20 protein-coding genes are annotated in these 20,890 nt (G+C 32.8%); 6 read left to right on the plus strand and 14 right to left on the minus strand.

The annotated features are described in order from the left end of the window. Positions 1-30 precede the first annotated feature (30 nt). Entirely contained in the window at positions 31-1,467 is a 1,437-nt protein-coding gene (locus ACE83Q_RS02620) for a C69 family dipeptidase (RefSeq protein ID WP_409022585.1), read from the plus strand. 33 nt (positions 1,468-1,500) lie between these two features. Next, the gene (gene yjeM / locus ACE83Q_RS02625; RefSeq protein ID WP_409022586.1) at positions 1,501-2,973 is read left to right on the plus strand and encodes a glutamate/gamma-aminobutyrate family transporter YjeM; all 1,473 of its coding nucleotides are present in this window, start codon (positions 1,501-1,503) and stop codon (positions 2,971-2,973) included. Between the two features lie 42 nt (positions 2,974-3,015). Here the strand turns inward: yjeM and ACE83Q_RS02630 are convergent, their stop codons facing one another. After that, entirely contained in the window at positions 3,016-3,372 is a 357-nt protein-coding gene (locus ACE83Q_RS02630) for an iron-sulfur cluster biosynthesis family protein (RefSeq protein WP_409022587.1), read from the minus strand. Between the two features lie 117 nt (positions 3,373-3,489). On the opposite strand from ACE83Q_RS02630, the gene ACE83Q_RS02635 reads away from it, so the two are divergent. Beyond that, entirely contained in the window at positions 3,490-4,476 is a 987-nt protein-coding gene (locus ACE83Q_RS02635; protein ID WP_409022588.1) for a hypothetical protein, read from the plus strand. Positions 4,477-4,525: 49 nt separating this feature from the next. Beyond that, positions 4,526-5,740 (plus strand): multidrug effflux MFS transporter, encoded by a 1,215-nt coding sequence (locus ACE83Q_RS02640; protein ID WP_409022589.1) that lies wholly within the window; start codon positions 4,526-4,528, stop codon positions 5,738-5,740. Between the two features lie 189 nt (positions 5,741-5,929). Here the strand turns inward: ACE83Q_RS02640 and ACE83Q_RS02645 are convergent, their stop codons facing one another. After that, positions 5,930-6,388 carry a Fur family transcriptional regulator gene (locus tag ACE83Q_RS02645; RefSeq protein WP_409022590.1) on the minus strand — a complete coding sequence of 153 codons (459 nt, stop codon included), beginning with the start codon at positions 6,386-6,388 and terminating at the stop codon, positions 5,930-5,932. Positions 6,389-6,519: 131 nt separating this feature from the next. Here ACE83Q_RS02645 and ACE83Q_RS02650 point away from each other — a divergent pair, with 131 nt between their 5' ends. Next, positions 6,520-7,200 carry a VIT family protein gene (locus ACE83Q_RS02650; RefSeq protein WP_409022591.1) on the plus strand — a complete coding sequence of 227 codons (681 nt, stop codon included), beginning with the start codon at positions 6,520-6,522 and terminating at the stop codon, positions 7,198-7,200. 18 nt (positions 7,201-7,218) lie between these two features. Beyond that, positions 7,219-7,917 (plus strand): VIT family protein, encoded by a 699-nt coding sequence (locus ACE83Q_RS02655; RefSeq protein WP_409022592.1) that lies wholly within the window; start codon positions 7,219-7,221, stop codon positions 7,915-7,917. Positions 7,918-8,279: 362 nt separating this feature from the next. On the opposite strand, the gene ACE83Q_RS02660 is transcribed toward ACE83Q_RS02655, so the two are convergent. From ACE83Q_RS02660 to smc, 12 genes are all read right to left on the minus strand, one after another. Then, positions 8,280-9,149: an alpha/beta hydrolase gene (locus tag ACE83Q_RS02660; RefSeq protein WP_409022593.1), complete on the minus strand. Its 870-nt coding sequence runs from the start codon at positions 9,147-9,149 to the stop codon at positions 8,280-8,282. Next, the gene (locus ACE83Q_RS02665; protein ID WP_409022594.1) at positions 9,124-10,458 is read right to left on the minus strand and encodes a PTS transporter subunit EIIC; all 1,335 of its coding nucleotides are present in this window, start codon (positions 10,456-10,458) and stop codon (positions 9,124-9,126) included. Before ACE83Q_RS02665 ends, ACE83Q_RS02660 begins: the two co-directional genes overlap by 26 nt. Positions 10,459-10,727: 269 nt before the next feature. Then, on the minus strand, positions 10,728-11,123 hold the full coding sequence (locus ACE83Q_RS02670) for a hypothetical protein (protein WP_409022595.1): 396 nt from the start codon (positions 11,121-11,123) through the stop codon (positions 10,728-10,730). A gap of 795 nt (positions 11,124-11,918) precedes the next feature. After that, complete coding sequence (gene rplS / locus ACE83Q_RS02675) at positions 11,919-12,266, minus strand: 50S ribosomal protein L19 (protein WP_057973468.1); 348 nt, start codon at positions 12,264-12,266, stop codon at positions 11,919-11,921. A 130-nt stretch (positions 12,267-12,396) separates the two neighbouring features. Then, on the minus strand, positions 12,397-13,128 hold the full coding sequence (gene trmD / locus ACE83Q_RS02680) for a tRNA (guanosine(37)-N1)-methyltransferase TrmD (RefSeq protein ID WP_409022596.1): 732 nt from the start codon (positions 13,126-13,128) through the stop codon (positions 12,397-12,399). 2 nt (positions 13,129-13,130) lie between these two features. Next, a complete protein-coding gene (gene rimM, locus ACE83Q_RS02685; protein ID WP_409022597.1) occupies positions 13,131-13,646 on the minus strand; it encodes a ribosome maturation factor RimM in 516 nt (171 codons plus the stop codon). A 71-nt stretch (positions 13,647-13,717) separates the two neighbouring features. After that, positions 13,718-13,963, minus strand: a complete 246-nt coding sequence (locus tag ACE83Q_RS02690) for a KH domain-containing protein (RefSeq protein ID WP_409022598.1) — start codon at positions 13,961-13,963, stop codon at positions 13,718-13,720. Between the two features lie 10 nt (positions 13,964-13,973). Further along, entirely contained in the window at positions 13,974-14,249 is a 276-nt protein-coding gene (gene rpsP, locus ACE83Q_RS02695; RefSeq protein WP_409022599.1) for a 30S ribosomal protein S16, read from the minus strand. Positions 14,250-14,388: 139 nt separating this feature from the next. Continuing rightward, on the minus strand, positions 14,389-15,825 hold the full coding sequence (gene ffh, locus ACE83Q_RS02700) for a signal recognition particle protein (protein WP_409022600.1): 1,437 nt from the start codon (positions 15,823-15,825) through the stop codon (positions 14,389-14,391). A 16-nt stretch (positions 15,826-15,841) separates the two neighbouring features. Then, complete coding sequence (locus ACE83Q_RS02705; RefSeq protein WP_409022601.1) at positions 15,842-16,183, minus strand: putative DNA-binding protein; 342 nt, start codon at positions 16,181-16,183, stop codon at positions 15,842-15,844. Between the two features lie 113 nt (positions 16,184-16,296). Further along, entirely contained in the window at positions 16,297-17,307 is a 1,011-nt protein-coding gene (gene ftsY, locus ACE83Q_RS02710) for a signal recognition particle-docking protein FtsY (RefSeq protein WP_409022602.1), read from the minus strand. A gap of 31 nt (positions 17,308-17,338) precedes the next feature. Beyond that, complete coding sequence (gene smc, locus ACE83Q_RS02715; RefSeq protein WP_409022603.1) at positions 17,339-20,875, minus strand: chromosome segregation protein SMC; 3,537 nt, start codon at positions 20,873-20,875, stop codon at positions 17,339-17,341. Positions 20,876-20,890: the final 15 nt, after the last annotated feature.

A 20,890-nucleotide genomic window follows, 5' to 3' on the forward strand; every position in this document is an offset into this window, starting at 1 on the left:
TAAATTTATTTACTGGGAGGAGAAATATCCATGACGACAGACCCTTTTAATTTTTCAGCATGTACAAGTGTTTTAGCTGGTTCTAAAGCAACTGCAGATGGGTCGACTTTTATTGGCCGCAATGAAGATGCAAAAACAGCATGGCCAAAACATTTTGTTATTCATGCTCATACAGAATTTGAACAATCACCTTTATTTGAATCACCGGATAACCATTTTAAAATGCCATTACCAAAAATTCGTGGTAAATATTCAGCTACTCCTGAATGGACGCCAAAATTTGGTATTTTTGAAGAAGATGGCTTTAATGAATATGGTGTTGCTATGAGCGCTACCGAAAGTGCATACGCTAATAGCAGGGTTCTCAGTTACGATCCCTTACTAACTGAAAACGGGATTGGTGAGGAAGCAATCGTAACAATTACTCTTCCCTATATTCACTCCGCAAAAGAAGGTGTTAGTTACCTTGGATCATTAATAGAAAAATACGGATCAAGTGAAACAAATGGTGTCTTGTTCTCTGATCAAAAAAATGTTTGGTATATGGAAATTGCAACTGGTCACCATTGGGTTGCACAACGTATTCCAGATGATTCTTATGCGGTTGTTGCCAATCAACTAGCTATTCAAGAAATTAACTTTACTGATTCCGCTAATTTTATGTTTAGTTCTGGTATTCAGAAATTTGTTTCTGATAATCATTTAAATAACCAAAAGGATTCATTTAATTTTAGAGATATCTTTGGAACTCATGATCAATCTGATGCCATTTACAGCACGCCAAGAGTTTGGTATGGCCAATTACTTTTAACACCATCAGTTGCTTCACAAGATCCTATGAGCATGAATTTACCGTTCATTCGTCAGGCTGATCATTTAATTCAACGTGAAGATTTAGAACAAATTCTTGGCTCGCATTTCCAAGGAACTCAATATGATCCGATTGGAACTGGTTCAATCAGTGATAAACATAAATTCAGACCCATTAGTTTAGCAAAAACACAAGAGTCTCATATTTTACAAATTAGACCTGATTTACCTTTTGAAATTGGTGGTATTCACTGGCTATCAATGGGTGTTACGGCTCAAAGTGTTTATGTACCCTTCTTTGCTGGTATTACGGATACACCGGAGAATTATAAAATTGGTACCGATGTATATGATGACAAATCTGCTTACTGGTTATATAAACAATTAGGTATTTTGGTTGATTCACATTACTTAGAATTTGGCTCATTGCTAAAAGATCTCCAAAAAGATTTATTAAGTCAATTTAATGCCTCTGTAAAATGGATTCAAACAGAATCAATTTCCAAAAGTGGCACAGAACTAACGGATTTTTTAACTAAAGAAAATCTAAAAATTACTGAAGCTGCTGAAATCAAGGTTAAGGCCTTAATTAGTCAGCTAATTACATTATCAACTGACCTATCACCATTAAATTTTAAAACTGACCAAAACTTATAAATATAAGAAACCGAAAGGAATTACAAAAGTCTTATGGACAAACAAAAGAAAATTTCCCTAACAAGTTTCATTTTAATGATTTTTACAACTATTTTTGGATTTGCTAATACTCCCGTCGCCTTTATTCAAATGGGTTATGCTAGTATTATCTGGTATGTTTTAGCAGCATTCTTCTTTTTCTTACCAACTGCTTTAATGTTTGCAGAATATGGTTCAGCTTTAAATGAATCAAAAGGTGGCATTTATTCTTGGTTAGCTGAATCAATTGGCCCCAAGCTTGCTTTCACAGGAACATTTATTTGGCTGTTTGCATGGATTGTCTGGATGGTATCAATTGCATCTAAAGTTTGGATTCCACTTTCAACAATTTTTTCTGGAAGTGATCAAACACAATCTTGGGCTATCTTTGACCTATCTTCAACACAAACTATTGGTATTCTCGCAATCCTTTGGATTATGCTAGTTACCTTTGTTGCTAGTCGAGGTATCAGTAGTATTGCCAAGATTTCTTCAGTTGGTGGTATTGCTATCTTAGGTTTAAATGTTATCTTTTTACTATTAAGTATTGTTATTTTAATTGTTAATCACGGTGCACTCCAAGAACCATGGCACGGTATGACAAGTATTATAACTTCTAGAAATCCTAGCTATCAATCACCTATCGCGCTAATTTCATTTATTGTTTTTGCTATCTTTGCATACGGTGGTATGGAATCAGTTAGTGGTGTTACAGATAGTATTAAAAATCCTAAGAAAAATTTTCCAAAGGGTTTAATCATTTCCACTTTATTAATTCTTTTTGCTTACTCGATCTCAATCTTCTTCTGGGGTGTTAGTACAAACTGGAGTAAACTTGGTGGTCAAAACGCCAACCTAGGTAATATCTCTTACGTATTGATGGAAAACTTAGGTAATTTTGCAGGTCAAAGCTTTGGTATGAGCGCAAGTGATTCGACAATTTTTGGTCATACACTTGCTAGAATTACCGGTTTAAGCATGTTCATGGCTTATACAGGTGCATTCTTCGTCTTGATTTACTCTCCACTTAAATCATTTATTCTTGGGACACCTAAGGATATCTGGCCAGCAAAAATGACGAAATTAAATAAACATAGTATGCCTGAATTTGCAATGTGGATTCAAGCTGCCGTCGTTATTGTCATTATTATGGCCGTTTCATTTGGAGGTTCAAATTCAACATTGTTCTATTCAAAATTAACATTAATGGGAAATATCTCAACTTCTGTACCTTATCTATTTTTAATTGGTGCATTTCCATTCTTTAAAAAACGTCAAGACTTAAATCGACCTTTTGAAGTTTATAAGAATAGAACTCTTACAAATATTATTACTATTGTCGTCTGGTTAGTTTTAGCCTTTGGAATTATTTTCACTGTTATCAGCGATACATTAAGTAATGCTCTCTGGATGATATCTGGTCCTGTCCTTTCTGGATTAGTCGCTTTCCTATACTACACACGTTATGAGAGAAAAATTAAAAAATAAACTAAAAAAATCGTAAACAATAAAAATTGTTTACGATTTTTTTTAGTTTTTAACAAGACTTTCTAAAGTAACATTACCTGTTAATAGTCCTGAATTATCTCCATGCAATGCTAAACTATTAAATCGTTCATTTACGACAAGTTGCATATTCTCATCCATATAAGTTTTGCTGTATTCTTTTACTCTAATGGGACCTAAATCTGAATCAATTGTTCCATCATATGCCTTGCTATCGTTCTGATCATCAATTACTAACATTCTAAAGCTTGAATCTAACGTACATGTTCCTTCATTTGATAAAGCACCAACACCATCGTCAAAATCAAGCAAGATTTCTGAATCATTCCCCATAAGTTTCATAATCTTACTTTTTGCGTCTTCACTTATTTTTAAATACATGAAATTACCAGCTTTCTTATTTAATAATTACATTGTACACCACTGATTATTTTAGACAAGTATGACGACTTAGGTTCATCATGGTATGATAGTTCTAATTAGAAAGCGAGGAATATAATGACCAAAATTAATATAACAAATAACTTATTTGGTAGTAGCTCACAATTTAAAAGTCCACATTCAATCGTTCAATTTAACATTGATTCACAACTAAATGAACAACCAGACGCTCTTTTTCTTTCATACTTCTCAATAGATATCCATGAAAAAATTCTTGAATCTGACATGATGCAAAAATTACCTATCTATTTGTCCAAAGAAGCATTTGAATTAAAACAACAATTTGCCTTACTAGGTAAAATTAGTGAAACACACTTAAATTATAAAATTATTCCGATTAATACTGCACTAACAATTGGTGATTTTACAGTAATTGCTTTTTTATCTGATTCAATATACACGGGTTCATTAGCTTTTTTAGTAGAAGATGAAATGCAGAAACAAGCCTTTTTAGCTGGTGATACTCGTTTAGCTGGCCCTCATAAAAAGAGAACTAAGAAATGGATTCATGACTTAAATCGCCTACCATTAGATGTTCTTATTTTGAATACTGTGAATATGATAGATACTAATTATTACACTGAAATTACGGTTCTAGATCATCTCATTAAACTTCTAAAAGTAGAAGAATTAACTGCTGTCAACGTCGCCAACGAAAATCTTTATTTAATTCATAAGTTAGCGACAATGGCTAAAAAATTAGATAAAATAATCGCACTAGATAAGACAACCTATCAATTATTAACGTATTTTTATCCTGATACAGAAGTAATTTCATTAAATGAAGATACTTCTGTATCAATTAAAAGGCATCCTGAGAAATATATCTTGGTAAATATAGAAAATGAGTTAGGCGATTTTAATTTGTCTACCCAAAATACCTATTCATTAACTGATTTATTGGAAAATAATAATAATAGTCTCCCCATCAATTCACATTTATCTTCATTAGAGGTACCTGAATTGTTAAATCGATTAACACATAAACCTAAGAAACTTATATTGATAGACCCAAATTTTGACAATACTATTGTAACTTATTAATATTTATTCTATGGTATATTTATTAATCATTTAAAAGGACGTGAAATTGTTGGTTTTTTCTTATTTTAAAAATCCTAAAAAGCATGAATTATTTTTAACCTTCTTATTAGGAACATTAAGTGCTTTTGGTCCATTATCAATGGATATGTATTTGCCAGCATTACCAGTCATTCAGCAACACTTACATACAACTGCATCGCTTACCCAGTTGACGATTACGACTTGTTTACTTGGATTGGCGCTTGGACAACTAATAGTTGGACCCTACAGTGATAAAATTGGCCGTAGAAAGCCATTACTTTTGGGACTCATCTTGTTCGCTATTACCTCTATCATCGCAGCAACAAGTCAGAATATAACAATTTTGGTTATTATCCGATTATTACAAGGCTTAGCGGGATCTGCTGGACTTGTAATCTCTCGAGCAATAGCTAGAGACCTATACACCGGAAAAAAATTAACCAGTTTTTTCTCTCTCTTAATGGCTGTTAATGGAATTTTCCCGATTATTTCACCGATTCTTGGCAGTTTTATTCTAAAATTCACATCTTGGCGCGGTATCTTTGTTATCTTAACTGTCATCGGTTTGCTTTTATTTCTGCTTGTATTAGTGACATTACCAGAAACTAACCAGATTATGCCTGATAAGTCGCAATCAAATACTGGTGATTCAACGAAAAAAATTCTTAAAAATTTAATTTTTGATAAATTTTTCTTGAGTTATGCTCTAATTCAAGGCTTTATCTCAGGCGCAATGTTCTGTTATATTTCTGGATCATCATTTGTTTTACAAAATCTTTTTGATCTATCCTCCAATATGTTCAGTTTAGTTTACGCAATTAATGGTTTAGGTATCGTTATAATGTCTCAATTAAGTTCACGAATTTCAGATACTTTTTCTGAACAAACTGGTCTAAAATTAGGTGTTTACCTTGCATTATTTGGTAGCCTACTATTAACGGCCTCATTATTTATTAGTAACTCGTTATTATTAGTGCTCGTCAGTTTATTTTTAATTGTTTCTATGGTTGGTATCGTCAATACAACGGCCTTCTCATTAGCTATGCAGAAACAAGGACAACACGCAGGAAGTGCTTCTGCCATACTTGGCGTTGGTATGAACCTAGTTGGAAGCATTCTTTCTCCATTCGTCGGAATCATGGGGGACCATTCTTATGTTCCAATGACAATTTTAATCTTACTGTGCGAAATTTGTGCTTTAATCATTTACTTAAATATATCCACAAAAAAAGCAGAACTTTAAGTTCTGCTTTTTTTGTGGATATATTTATTTGTATGACGCAAGAACATAATGATACGACTATTTAATTATCTACCCTAAAGTGTGATAACTGATTTTTGAACAGCTTTAACCTTTATTTAAAATAGATTATATCTATAAATTGGTACTTACAACCAATTTTTTACTGATTATTGTATCTACTAATATCTATTATTTATTATTTTTAGTTAAACCAAGTTTAATTTGACATTCTGGACAATATCCAAGCGTTTCGACATGTGTACTTTCAATTAAGTAGCCACTTTGACGTTCAGCCTCTTGCTCTGCCTCATGAAAAGTTAATTCTGTAAAAATATCTGTTATTTTACCGCAATTTAGACAAATAGCGTGATAATGTGGTATGCCAAAGTAATCGTAATGCATTTTACCGTCATCGCCATTAGACAATTCTATCACTAATTTTTGAGCAACTAATATTTGTAACGTATTATAGACGGTGGCTATACCTAACCCTACGCTCCCATCTTTAATTCCGTTGAAAATTTGTTCAACAGATGGATGGTTGTGTTGCGTTACTAAATATTCAAGAATTATTTTACGCTGTGGTGTTATACGTACACCACGTTCTTTTAAAACTTCTAAAGCCTGGTCAAGATTTTTATCGATCAATTTAACGACCCCCGTTTTCTTAATTAACTGTGTCCATTATCTCATATTTTATAAAATATGTGGACTTTATCTATTGAATTGATTTATAATGATTATATATTTAGAACCATTATAACAAAGGAGAGAGAGTTATGTCTAAAAAATTATCATTATCTCAGAAAATAAACGTTTTAAGAGCTAGTGTTATGGGTGCTAATGATGGTATTCTTTCCGTTGCTGGGATTGTCATTGGTGTCGCTGGTGCTACGAATAATAATTTTTCTATTTTCATTTCAGGTATTGCTGGTATGCTTGCCGGTACTGTCTCAATGGCTATGGGAGAATATGTTTCTGTAAGTACTCAAAAAGATTCACAAGAAGTTGCCACTGCTAACTCTAAGTACAATCTAAAACATAATTATGATAAGGAATATAATTATGTTTATCAAAAATATTTTAAAACAGGTATTTCTTCATCCTTAGCATTAAAAGCTACAGATGAAATGATGTCGGCTAACCCATTAGATACTATCGTGCGTGAAAAATATGGCTTTGATCCTAACGTCTATACGGATCCTTATGCGGCAGCGATTGCATCAATGATTTCTTTTCCGATTGGATCATTGCTGCCTTTACTTGCAATTACTTTATTCCCTGCTGAATTCAAGGTCATTGCGACATCTATTTCTGTTATTATTGCACTAGCTATCACAGGATTTAGTGCTGCAACTTTAGGTAACTCGAATCGGACGAAATCTGTTATTCGTAATATTGTTTCTGGTATTTTAACAATGCTAGTCACTTACTTTATTGGTACTTTATTTGCTCATTAGGAAAGGACACTTAATTTCATGACATCTGAAACCAAAATTAAACAAAAAAAATATAAAACAATGGATGAAAAACTCAATTCACTTCGAGCAGGTATACTAGGATCTAATGATGGTATTTTAACTGTTGTAGGTGTCCTATTCAGTGTTGCAGCAGCTACAACAGATAATTTCATTATTTTCATCGCTGGTTTAACTGATTTAATAGCTTGCGCATTTTCTATGGCAGCTGGTGAATATGCCTCTGTCAGTTCACAAAGTGACACCGAAAAAGCAGCTGTAGCCGTCGAAAAGCAGCGTATGATTACGAGTCGTGCTGATCAAATTCATGAAGTTCAAAATTTCTATACAGCTAAAGGCGTCTCTGAAGAAACCTCTTTTGAAATTGCTACAGAATTGATGCAAAAAAAGCCACTCGAAACGATTATTAATGTTAAATACGGTCTCGAATTAGGACATTATATGAACCCTTGGGATGCCGCTTTTTCTTCACTTATCTCTGCAGCTTTAGGTGGTATTTTCCCACTACTTGCCATCATTGTATTACCAAATGATTGGAAAATGATTGGTACAATTATTGCGGTTTCAGTAGCGGTGGCTTTAACAGCCTTTATTAGCTCCAAACTAGGTGATGGTAAAATTAAAGTTGCCATTATACGAAATATTATCATTGGTTTAATAACCATGTTAATTCATTACGGGATTGGCCAATTTTTTTAGACATATCATTATGACCCCTGCCCAAACTAGTTAAATATTTTTTCCCAACTTATTTGTTGTCATAGACACATTTTATATAGCGCATTAGCTTTCAAAATGTTTATAAATTTTGAACTAAACCACTCTATACTCTTAAAACTCATACAAAAAAGTTCTAATCACTTAGCGATTAGAACTTTTTTAATATCATTCATCAGCAATAGTTGACAAGGGCCTATATTTTATACTATTTTAAATAATTAACTACAGCACTCGCCATCGGCATTATTTGATTAATATACTGTACATATTTAAAATCATTAAGACTATTTTTACAATGTACAACTATACATAGTTCATCACAATAATAATCAAGCGCTATTCTAAATTTTCTTATCATCTGGTCCATTATTTTTAGAATTTTGGGAAGCAATAATATACTGTTCAATCAAAGCGACAATTTGTTTATTTTGTGGCAAATCAGAATGTTCCGATTCATTTCCTGTGACAGTTATTTCTGTATAGGATTTCGCTTGATTTTGATAAATATACTTCCCGGCATTAACACTTTGATACGGAACAATTCCATCATTATTGTAATTCTCTGTTCCAGCAATGGAGTACAGCACTAAGTTAGTTGGAATTTTTTTTCGGTTCTTTACAAAATCCGCTAACATCTGTGTTCTCGTACTCTGATTAGTTTCTTCACCATTATATGGTGAACCTATCGTCATTAACGTATTAATTGAGGCCGCTTTATCATCAAAATATTCTTCTAAAAATGTCGTATAAATAAGACCTCCGTTAGAGTGCCCGATACCATTAAATTGATTAAATTTATACTTATCAGCAAGATACGTAAACGCTATATCAAACCATTTAGCTTGTTTTTTTATACTATTATAGCCATTCGAATTATCTTCAAACCCAACAACTATAAAAGGTTGCATATCCCGTTTAGCTATTTTACCAGTAATTTTAAGTTTTCCAGTTTTCTGAACCGTTATCTTCAACAAACTATGTGTTCGATTTGTTGAAGTATTTAAAACATCAATCAATTCATCAAATCGATTTTGAGTTGCACTACTTCCTGGTATTAAAATAACAGGATTTAGCTTTGAATTATGAATAATTCGGCTAGTTTTAACTTTTTTATTGTTCCATGTATTTGCCGGTATGATAACGGCTAAAAAACAAGCTAAGATAGCTATCCAAATAAACACGTATTTAACTATTTTTCGTTTGTTTTTCATTTAGCTTACCTCCATCAATATTCATTGCCTTATTATTTAATTTTACAAACGGTATATAAATTAAAACTGTAATAATAAGCACAATTCCTGATACAACTAATGTACTCCAATATCCATCAGTTCCTAAAAATGCCATCAATGGTGCTGGAGTTGTTTCAGGCAAGCTGTAAACTGCTGGAGGTATCCACTTAAAGTAAATACAGAAGTACCCAATCACCATTGAAACGATGGGTGATAAGATAAACGGAACCATTAAAATAGGATTTAAAATAATTGGCAAACCAAACATCAATGGAAAATTAATATTCACAAAACTTGGAATAATTGATATTTTTGCTATTTTACGACTATTTTTATTTTTAGACATTATCAATATCGCTATAATTAAAGATAAGGTCATTCCTGTTCCACCAAAGCTACCAAAACTATCATAAATTGTATGTATAGAAATAGGATAAGGTACACCGAATGACGTGCCATGTTTTAACGCATAACTTAAGTTGCTAACAACCGAAGTATCATCTAAGCCGCCTTGTGCAATTCCCAAAGAACCCGAAATTCCTATACCTGATAAAATAGTGTTGAAAAAGGATAAAAATAGAATAGTTATAATTAAATGCTTTGATTTAACTTCTGTTAATCTAAACATAGAATATAAAAGACCATTCACACCAATTTGATTAACCAATGAAACTAACATGACTAGTCCAATTAAAATCCCTAATATTATCACTATAGGTAGCAGACTCTCTAAACCACGAGAAATAAATGTATATTGATCTGCTTTTTCTTGTTTATTTTTAGGTGAAAACCATTTAAAGATATATCCTACAAAGACCCCCAAAATTAGTGAGATAAAAATTCCTTTAGCACCTAACTCTTGAATCATGAATGTCCCCTGATCACTATCAGGATTTAAACTTGATAAATTATAATTCAAAATAAGCATTCCGACCGCCCCAGTGAATCCTGCAATTTGTTCATCTTTTTTAAAGGACCGTGTCATGTATTTTGCACTCAAAAAAGCTGTCATTACTGCGATAAAACTCATTGTAACTGTATTAATAATTTCGAATATATTTGTTATGATTTTTTCATAAGGTAACCATGATGAAATATTATATACTTGATTAAAGAACCCTTGTTCTGATAAAACGCTAGAACTAAGCGCCATACTAAAACTTCCAATAATAATAAATGGTAAGATAATTGCAAATGTTTTTTCAATTGCTTGATAAACAAAAGTTTTTTTAAAACGTAGATCAACTCTTAACAATTTTTGCGAAAACGTCACCCATAGTTTTTGCATTGAATAACCCCCTTATCTATTTTTTATTATAAACCAATAGTAACCCAACGACAAAATGTTAATTATAAACTTTGAGGGTCTACACTTTTTAGTGTTGGTGAAATAAAATTCATCAACACTAGTTTTCTATTCTGAAAACAAAAAAGGGGGTCTACAATATCTGTTGTTGGTGATAGTGTAAAAACTATTACTAATGACAGATATTCTAGACCCAATAAAATAAGCCTAACTCAACTAAGAGATAGGCTTTCGTTTATTAGGTAACAAATTTAATCTGTGCTTTTGATTATAAGCAAAAGCCCCAATGTAATTCCCCATTCTATTAATAATATAATGATCAATTCCCACAAAGAAATTATGGTTAATAATAAAAATGTACCTGGGAGGGAAAGTACTAAAATACTTACTGTACTAATAAAAAAATATTTCCAAAAACGTTTTAAATATCTATTAGGCATTATAGCTAGGATTATTAACAATAAAAATGTTAATAATCCCATGACCACTGCCAAATCGTCCCATAATGTGCCTCCAAAATAATATGAAAATGGCGCTAATTTTCCATGTATTACTATACTTGGATAAATGAGACCACCATAACATAATCCACTAAAAAGAAGTAGTCCCCGAAGTATCCATCCGCTTGCTTCTTTAATTACTTTCATTTTAAAACCCCTCTCTCAGGTTATTATGATGTTATTTTATGAATATCATTTGGCTTGAACGGACTACTAAAATTACCAAGCAATCCATGATGTTTCTTTATTCTATATACCTCAACATGAGCACCTTTTTGTATGTTGCTGAAAAAAATCTTTCTTGCTCGTATGCTTTGCTTTATTATCTTATGCAATCATTTCAGTAAGAGTAGTTTTAGCACCCGGCTTAACTTGGTTTTCATTCATATACAGGCCAAACAGATGAACTACATAAATCATAAAACTCTTGATAGTTCCTATCCTATTGCTTAATTTTACCCTCTTTGACTCCTATATTATATGCTTTAGTTACATCGTGGCTCATAAGTGTATCCTGAGCATAAATATGATTAGGTACTAATAATACTGAACAAAACTTCATTAAAATAGCTATTACTTTAATACTATTTTCATTAACAACAATCTAATGCTATCATAATTTTAATGTTACTTCAAATAATTTAACTATACGATTAATCTAAATTAATACTTTAAAAACTAAAAAAAGCCAATCTCTTAAATTAATATTTTTTTACATAATACACAAAAATAATTAAAAATTGACAAAAAATATATCTATCTGTTATTGAAAATATTAATTATAAACTATGATTAAATCTCGGGAACTTATAATTTATGCCCCTTTTCTGCCCCTTTTTGCGACTTTAATGCGACTTTTTGAAACAAGGTTCAATTATATAGGCCTACCAAATTTTTAGACAAATAAAAAAGCCTTGATTACCAAGGCTTTTCAACGTCAATCTAACGGCGAGCTTCTTTAATACGAGCAGCTTTACCATTAAGGGCACGTAAGTAGTACAATTTAGCACGACGAACACGACCATGACGGATAACTTCAATTTTAGCAACACGAGGTGAATGCAATGGGAAAGTACGTTCAACACCGACACCGTTACTAATTTTACGAACAGTGTAACTTGAACTAATACCTTTACCACGGCGTTTTAAAACAACACCTTCGAAAAGTTGGATACGTTCACGTGTGCCTTCAACAACACGGGCGTGAACTCGAACAGTATCACCTGGGCGGAACTCAGGAATATCTGTACGTAATTGTGCTTCTGTAAGTTTTGCGATCATTGGACTCATAATTTGGATCTCCTTTTCAACAGAAATTCATTCACATTTACTATGCCAGCGGAATATCGTAATTTTATGTGGCTTTTAACCACTTTTGAAATTGTATCATATTACTTTATAGGCGTAAAGGTTATTTCCTTTACTTTCCAGATTTTATATCAGCCAACCATTCTACTTGTTGTTTAGATAATTGAATGTCTTTCAACAAATCTGGTCTTCTCTCAAATGTTCGTCTCAATGATTCTTTTTGACGCCATTCATCGATTAATTTATGATTCCCATTTGTTAGAACTTCAGGAACTTTCATCCCTCTAAAATCAGCTGGCCGTGTATATTGCGGATATTCTAACAAGCCGTTTGAAAAAGAATCTCCGGGAGCAGATTCTTTATTGCCTAAAACTTCAGGTAACAATCGAACCGTCGCATCAATCATAACCATGGCCCCTAGTTCTCCACCTGTTAAAATGTAGTCACCAAGTGAAACCTCGTCAGTTACAAGTTCACGGATACGTTCATCGTAGCCTTCATAGTGACCACAAATAAATGTTAAATGTTCTTCTTTCGCAAATTCTTCAGCCACAGTTTGGTCAAATTTACGTCCTGCTGGATCCAAAAGGATAACTTTACCTTTTGTGTCAGATTCTTTTTGAACAGCTTCTAAAGTATCAAAAACTGGCTGTGCTTGTAATAACATACCTGCACCACCACCATATGGGTAATCGTCCACATGATTTTGTTTATCAGTTGTAAAATCTCTAAAATTAGTAATTTTTAAATCAAGAACGTTCTTATCAATTGCCTTACCAACAATTGATTGTTTCATGGGGCCATCAAACATTTCTGGAAATAAACTCAAAACATCAATTTTCATATTTAGTCGTCCAATCCTTCTAAAAGTTCTACCGTTACAATGTTATTATCGATATCAACAGTCTTTATAACATCTTTAATAACTGGTAACAATAAATCACCTTGTCCCTGACGCTTAACAACCCAAACGTCATTGGCTCCTGGACTTAAAATTTCATAAATAGAGCCAATTTTTTCTTTATTTTCATTTTGGACATCTAAGCCGATAATTTGATGGTAATAGTAATTACCCTCTTCTAATTCCTGAAGACCTTTATCAGCGACTTTAAGATCTAATCCTTTATATTTCTCAACCAGGTTAATATCTTGTAATCCTTCAAACGTCACGAGTTCAAAATTTTTATGATGTCTATAGGTCATAACCGTTAACGAAATAACTTGTTTTCCGCTCTTATCGAACAGATACAAGACGGTTCCCTTTTTAAAACGCTCAGAAACGAAGTCAGTTGTAGCCATAACTCTAACTTCTCCTTTGATTCCATGAGTATTGACGATTGTTCCTACTTGATAATAATCCATATTTGCTCCTTTTCATTGTAAAATAAAAACTCCTAAACAAAACATTGCTGCTTCATTCAAGAGTTACTATTTTAATCTAATATGTTTAGACGCACTCGTTTCGAACTTGTTAAACGCACACCATAGATTATTGTTCTAATAGCTTGCGCAACTTGTCCGTGCTTCCCAATAATACGGCCAATATCATCTGAATTCACAGATAATTCAAAATAGACATAATGATCATCTTGTTTCTGCCCTATTTGGACATCGTCAGGATTTTCAACAAGCGGTTTGACAATTGTTAAAATTAAACTTGTCACTTCTGCTTCAGTCATTTAATCGTCCTTATTTTTTAGAGAATTTAGCTTCATGGAATTTCTTCATGATGCCTGCATTTGAAAGAATGTTACGTACAGTATCTGATGGTTGTGCACCATTGTTCAACCAGTTTAAAATACTTTCTTCTTCAAGTGTTACTGTTTGTGGTTCTGTTAATGGGTTGTAAGTACCAACGTTTTCGATGAAACGGCCATCACGTGGTGAACGTGAATCAGCTACAACGACACGGTAGAACGGTCTCTTTTTAGAACCCATACGTTTTAAACGAATTTTTACTGACATTAATATACACCTCCTGATATCTACTTCAACAATAATTAATATACCAGTTATTTATCAGCTTGTAAAGGTTTTTTTCTTGACAGTTAAAATAAATTATCAAAATGCCCTTTAAGCCATACCGGTATTGATTATTTAATGATTATTTTCTAGAGTTTTTATTTTTCTTCATACGTTTTTTCTTGTTTTTCTTATTCTTACGGACCATAGAATTCATAGACATCTTAGCTAAGCGACCTGTTACGCCTTTACCAAGCATCCCTTCCATACCTTCAAAATTACCGCTATTCATTTTCTTCATCATTTTCTTCATTTCGCCAAATTGCTTAATCATTCGGTTAACTTCAACAATCGGACGACCTGCACCAGCAGCAATACGTCGACGTCGACTGGGGTTCAAGATGTCTGGATTTTCGCGTTCTTTAGGTGTCATTGAGTATACTGTCGCACGCATATGGTCAATATCCTTGGGATCCATTTTAACATTCTTCATAGCTGGATTATTAGCCATCCCTGGAATCATCTTCATGATATCTTCCATAGGACCCATTTTTTGTAATTGATCCATTTGACTTAAAAAGTCATTAAAATCAAATGTATTTTCTTGAAATTTTTCAGCCATTTTAGCTGATTCATTTTCATCAAAATCTTGTTGTGCTTTTTCAATCAGCGTGAGCATATCACCCATGCCTAAGATTCTTGACGCCATACGATCCGGATAGAATACATCCAAATCAGTTAATTTTTCACCTTGTCCGATAAATTTAATTGGTTTACCTGTCACTGAACGAATTGATAGCGCAGCACCACCACGAGTGTCACCATCTAATTTAGTTAAGACGACACCAGTAACATCTAATTGTTCATTAAAGCCTTTAGCAACATCTACCGCACTTTGTCCAGTCATTGAATCAACAGTCAAAAGAATTTCATTCGGGTTAGCTAAGGCCTTAATTTGAGCTAATTCGTCCATTAACGTTTCATCAATTTGTAAACGACCAGCTGTATCAATAATAATGTAATCATTTTTATTTTCTGCAGCTTGTGCTAGACCTTGTCGAACAATTTCAACAGGGTTTACTTTTGTACCCAATTCAAAAACAGGTATCTCTAAATCACGACCTAAAACTTGTAATTGGTCAATGGCAGCTGGACGGTAAACATCGGCTGCTATCATTAAAGGTCTCGCATTTTCTTCTTTTTTTAATTTTAAAGCAAGCTTACCAGCTGTGGTTGTTTTACCAGCCCCTTGTAGACCAACCATCATGATAATTGTTGGTATTTTAGATGACTTGTTCAATGGAACAGCTGTTTCACCCATAACTTTAGTTAATTCTTCATTTACAATTTTGACGATTTGTTGTGATGACGTTAAACTCTCAAGTACTTCCGCACCAATTGCACGTTCACGAACAACCTTAACGAACTCTTTAACTACTGTAAAGTTAACATCGGCTTCAAGTAAGGCTAAGCGAATTTCACGCATAACCTCTTTTAAATCAGTTTCAGATATTTTACCTTTACGACGAAGTTTCGTCATCGCATTTTGTAATCTTTCTGTTAATCCTTCAAATGCCATTTTTAACTACCTACCCTTACTCTTCGTCTAATTCTTCTAATTGATTAATTAGATCGGTTAATTTTTGATCCTCTTTATAAGTACTATCTGTGTATTGCTTAATTTGGTCTAATTTTTCATTACGTTGAATAAAATTATGATACAAATTCAACTTATCTTCATAATCTTCTAAAATTTTTTCTGTTCGTTTAATATTATCATAAACAGCTTGCCGACTGACATCAAAATTGTCCGCAATTTCACCAAGTGAAAAATCATCACCATAGTACATGGCCATATATTCAGCCTGTTTTTTAGTTAATAATGACTCATAAAATTCAAACAATGCATTTACTCGATTTGTTTTATCAATCGCCACTAAAAAAACTCCTTCGTTTTTGTTTCATTCAGTCCTACTTAGAAGGGTACCGATTTTAGCCTTAAACGTCAATAGCAAAAAGAAGTCCGATTAGTTTAATCTGACTTCTAAGATTATTCTTCTGTTGATTCAGGTTGTTCTTGAATAAGTCCTTTAAACAAGCCATAAATGAAATCTTCTGCATTAAAATCACGTAAGTCATCCATTTGCTCACCTAATCCAGCAAGTTTTACTGGTAAATGCATCTCATTGCGAATGGCTAACACGATACCACCACGAGCAGTTCCATCTAGCTTAGTTAATACAATACCACTCACATCAGTTGTTTCTTTAAATTGTTTAGCTTGGATTAAAGCATTTTGACCCGTTGTTGCATCCAAAACAAGTAAAACTTCATGAGGTGCATCTGGAATTTCTCGAGAAATGATTCGTTTAATTTTATCTAATTCATTCATCAAGTTAACTTTGTTCTGTAAACGACCAGCTGTATCAACTAGTAAAATATCGTAATCTTCTTCTTTGGCACGTTTTACCGCGTCAAAGATAACAGATGCTGGATCACTTTTTTCTGGTCCACGAACGATATCTACGTCAACACGACGGCTCCATTCAGCAAGTTGTTCTATTGCACCCGCTCTAAATGTATCTCCAGCAGCTAAAAGTACTTTTTTACCTTCTTCATGATAGCGGTGTGCTAGTTTACCAATAGTGGTCGTTTTACCAACACCATTAACACCAACAAATAAAATAACGGTTGGACCTGATTCAGCTTGCGCAATCGAATTATCTTCGTCTTTACCCTCTGACTCATACAAATCTACCAATTTTTCAATAATTGCTGCAGAAACAGCATCTGGATTACTTACATTTCTTAACTTAACTTCTTCTTGTAACTCACGACTAATTTTCATAGCCGTTTCAAATCCAACATCAGCTTCAATTAAAGTTTCTTCTAACTCTTCAAAAAAATCTTCATCAACTGTTCTAAAGTTAGCAAACAGTGAGTTTAAGCGTTGTCCAAAGGTTTTTCTTGATTTTTCAAGGCCTTTATCATATTTTTCTTGTTCAGATGATTCTGATTCTTCACCTGTAAAAGCTTGCTTAATCCTACTAAATATTCCCATCTGTAGCGCCTCCTAATCTTTTATTAGTATATCAAACTGTTTTGTCTAATGATACCGAAACCATTTTAGAGATACCAGACTCTTGCATTGTAACACCATACAAAATATTAGCTTCAACCATTGTTCCATTTCGATGCGTAATTACAATAAATTGCGTTTCTTGATGAAATGATTTTAGATAACTAGCAAATCGAGCTACATTTGCATCATCAAGTGCAGCTTCTGCTTCATCCAAGATACAAAAAGGAACTGGTTTTACTCTTAAAATAGCAAACAATAGCGTAATTGCGGTCAGAGCTTGTTCTCCGCCAGAAAGTAAACTTAAACTTTGAACTTTTTTACCAGGCGGCTGCGCTAGAATATCAATTCCGGTTGTTAAAAGATTTTCTGGATCAGTTAATTCTAATCTAGCTTTACCGCCACCAAACATAACGGGGAATATCTCCTCAAATTTCTTAGAGATATCAATAAAACTGGCTTTAAATCTTTTTTCAACTTCAGTATCCATATCCATCATAGTTTTCTTTAATTGTTCATCGGCTTCTAATAAATCATTTTGTTGGTCTAATAAGAATGAGTAACGTTCATTAACTCTTTCAAATTCATCAATCGAGGCCACATTAACCTCACCAATTTCTTTTAGCCCTTTTCTCAATAATTTTTGTTGTGCCAAAATTTGTTCAAGTGATTTCTGACTTTCTACTTTTTCAGCCTCTTCAAAAGTCTGTTGAAAATTGCTAGCTAACTTAGCTAAAAATTCGTCAAGTGTCTCATCAAGTTGTTGTTGTTTATTTTCAGCTTTGATTTTATCTGCAATAATATTTCTCTGTAACTCAGATAACCGAGATAAATGACTATTTTCTTCAGTTAAAGTTTGATTAATATTAGTTCTGTTCTTTTTAAAATCAGCTAACTTTAAATCGGCTTCTTCTGCTTGCCTTTGAAATTTTTGTAATTCTTTTTGGATATCTTTTTCTTTCACCTGACTATTTTCGGTATTTCTGAGTAAATCTTGATATTGTTGGTTTATCAATGTAGCTTTTTCAACTAATTCTTGAATATCGTTATTCAACAGCATAACATTGGTACGTTGCTGTTTTAATTGTTCTTGAAAAACTAATAAACTTTCACGATGGTTTTGTTTCTTAACTTGTTGCTGCTGTTCAAATTGATCACTATTTTTTAATTGTAAGTCAATATCAGAAATATCGTTATTTGCTACTTGTATTTGTCGTGCTAATGCCATAATTTTTTGTTCATTGTCTTTAAATTTTATTTGGTTATTAATTTTATCAGTTTGATTTTTTTCAAACTCATCATATTTTTCAGTCGTTTTAAGTTCTTGCTGTTCTAAAATTAACCGACTAGTTGTTAATTCAGATTGTGTTGTTTGATATTGACTTTTTAAATCAACAACTATCAATTCAATCGACTGAATCATTTCTTTTTGCTTTTCAACAGTCACTCTAGCTTCATTGCCCCGAACTTCACGTGCCTCTAGTTCTTGTTGCATTTTTTGGATACTTTCATCTAACTGTAGAATAGTTTGCTTCTGATTTAACAATCCACTAGTATGCTGCTGTTTACCACCAGTTATTGCACCGCCTGCATTTATTACTTCTCCAGTCCGTGTGACAACTTTAACCCGATGATTCAGATCACGGCTAACTTTGATTGCCGTATCCATCTCTTCAACAATGATTGTTGTCCCTAGCAAATACTGACTAATTTCAATAAATTGAGGTTCGATTTTAATTAACTCTGAAGCAATACCGATGACTCCTTCGTACTTTAAGACAAAACGTTGTGTATCACCGATTGAACGTCCCTTAATGGCTGAAATCGGTAAAAACGTTGCCCGACCAAATTTATTATCAGTTAAAAACTTAATTGCATTCTTTGCAACAGACTCTTCTTGCACAACTATCTGTTGTAATTGCGCACCCAAGGCTGTCTCTATTGCTTGGTTAATTTCCTTTGGAACCGTCATTAATTCTGCCACTGAACCATATAAACCAGGAAACTTATTTTTTTCTTTTAAAATTGCCTTAACGCCTTGATAATAGCCATTATAGCTATTTTGCGTCAAAAGTAGATTATCTTTTTTATTTTTTGCCTGTACTAAAATGTTTGATGCTTCAAACCATCTACGTTGCTGCGCCTCGTAAGAATCATTATTTTCTTTCAAAGAAATTTTTAATTTTGCTAAATTTTTTTCTTCATTAATTAATTTATTATCAATCAAATTAAATTCAGCTTTTTTAGTTTTAAAATCATTTTTTACTTGGGTTAAATATTCTTGTTCAGTAGCTAATAAGTCATCATTAACTTTAGTCTGCGAATCAAAATTTAATGTTTTTTGTAAAAATTCATTTTCACTTTGTAGTCGTGTACGTTGCTGGATAGTGTCATTAACAACGCGCCTTAATTCTTTTGAACGATCTTGTCCAGAAACATCCGCTGTTTCCAACGTTTTATCAATCTTTTCAATAAACATGTTCTCATCAGTAATATTTTTCTGTAAAGCCAATGACTGCTTATCTAAATCCGCTAATGACTCTTGTTTCAAAATAATTTGTTCATTCACCGATTCTTGTTCTTTTTTTAATTCTGCTATTTTTTGTTTTTCAAAATCCTTTTTTTGAGTTGATATATCACTTTTTCCCATCAACCGTTCTTTATTAATTGTTAAATCTAATAGTTTATTTTGTGTATGATCAATCGTTTTTTCAATATTTTCTAGTTCTGAACGATAACCTACTATTTCTTGTTCTTTTGCAGTGACCTTAGTCTTATAATCGCTATCTATTTCAAGTAACTTATCTAACGAATGTGTGACATCCCTTTTTAGTTGCGATTGCCTTTTAATTTCTTTAACCAACCGACTGAGTTCTAATTCATCAAATTGCTTTTTTTGAGTTAAATAATCCTTTGCTAAACTACTTTGCTCACGTAAAGGTTCAACTTGTCCTTTAAGTTCAAAAATAATATCAGAAACCCGGTTAAGATGGTCTTTTGTTTCTTCTAATTGGCGAGTGGCGATATTCTTTTCTTGTTTATATTTTAAAACACCAGCAACTTCTTCAATAATCGAACGTCTATCTTCAGGTTTACTATTAAAAATTTCAGCAACTCTACCCTGAGAAATAATTGAAAATGACTCTTTTCCAAGTCCAGTATCCATGAATAAATTTGTTATATCTTTAAGGCGACACTGCTTTTGATTAATTAAAAACTCGCTAACACCATCTCTAAATAACCGTCTCGTAACGGTTATTTTTTCGGGATTATCTTGAATATAAAAATCGGAATTATCAAAAATAATACTAACTTCAGCACGATTAACTGCTGATCTACTCCCTGAACCAGCAAATATAACATCAGGCATTTTATTTCCGCGTAAATTTTTAGCTGATTGTTCACCAAGCACCCAACGAATCGCTTCGATAATATTACTTTTACCACTACCATTAGGACCGACAATACCAGTCATCCCGTCTTTAAATTCAATTGTTGTTTTGTCTGCAAATGATTTAAAACCATTAATGACTAAAGACTCTAATTTCATCCGTCACTAACCCCC

Source organism: Dellaglioa kimchii (assembly GCF_046115505.1).
In the GTDB taxonomy this organism is placed as follows: domain Bacteria; phylum Bacillota; class Bacilli; order Lactobacillales; family Lactobacillaceae; genus Dellaglioa; species Dellaglioa kimchii.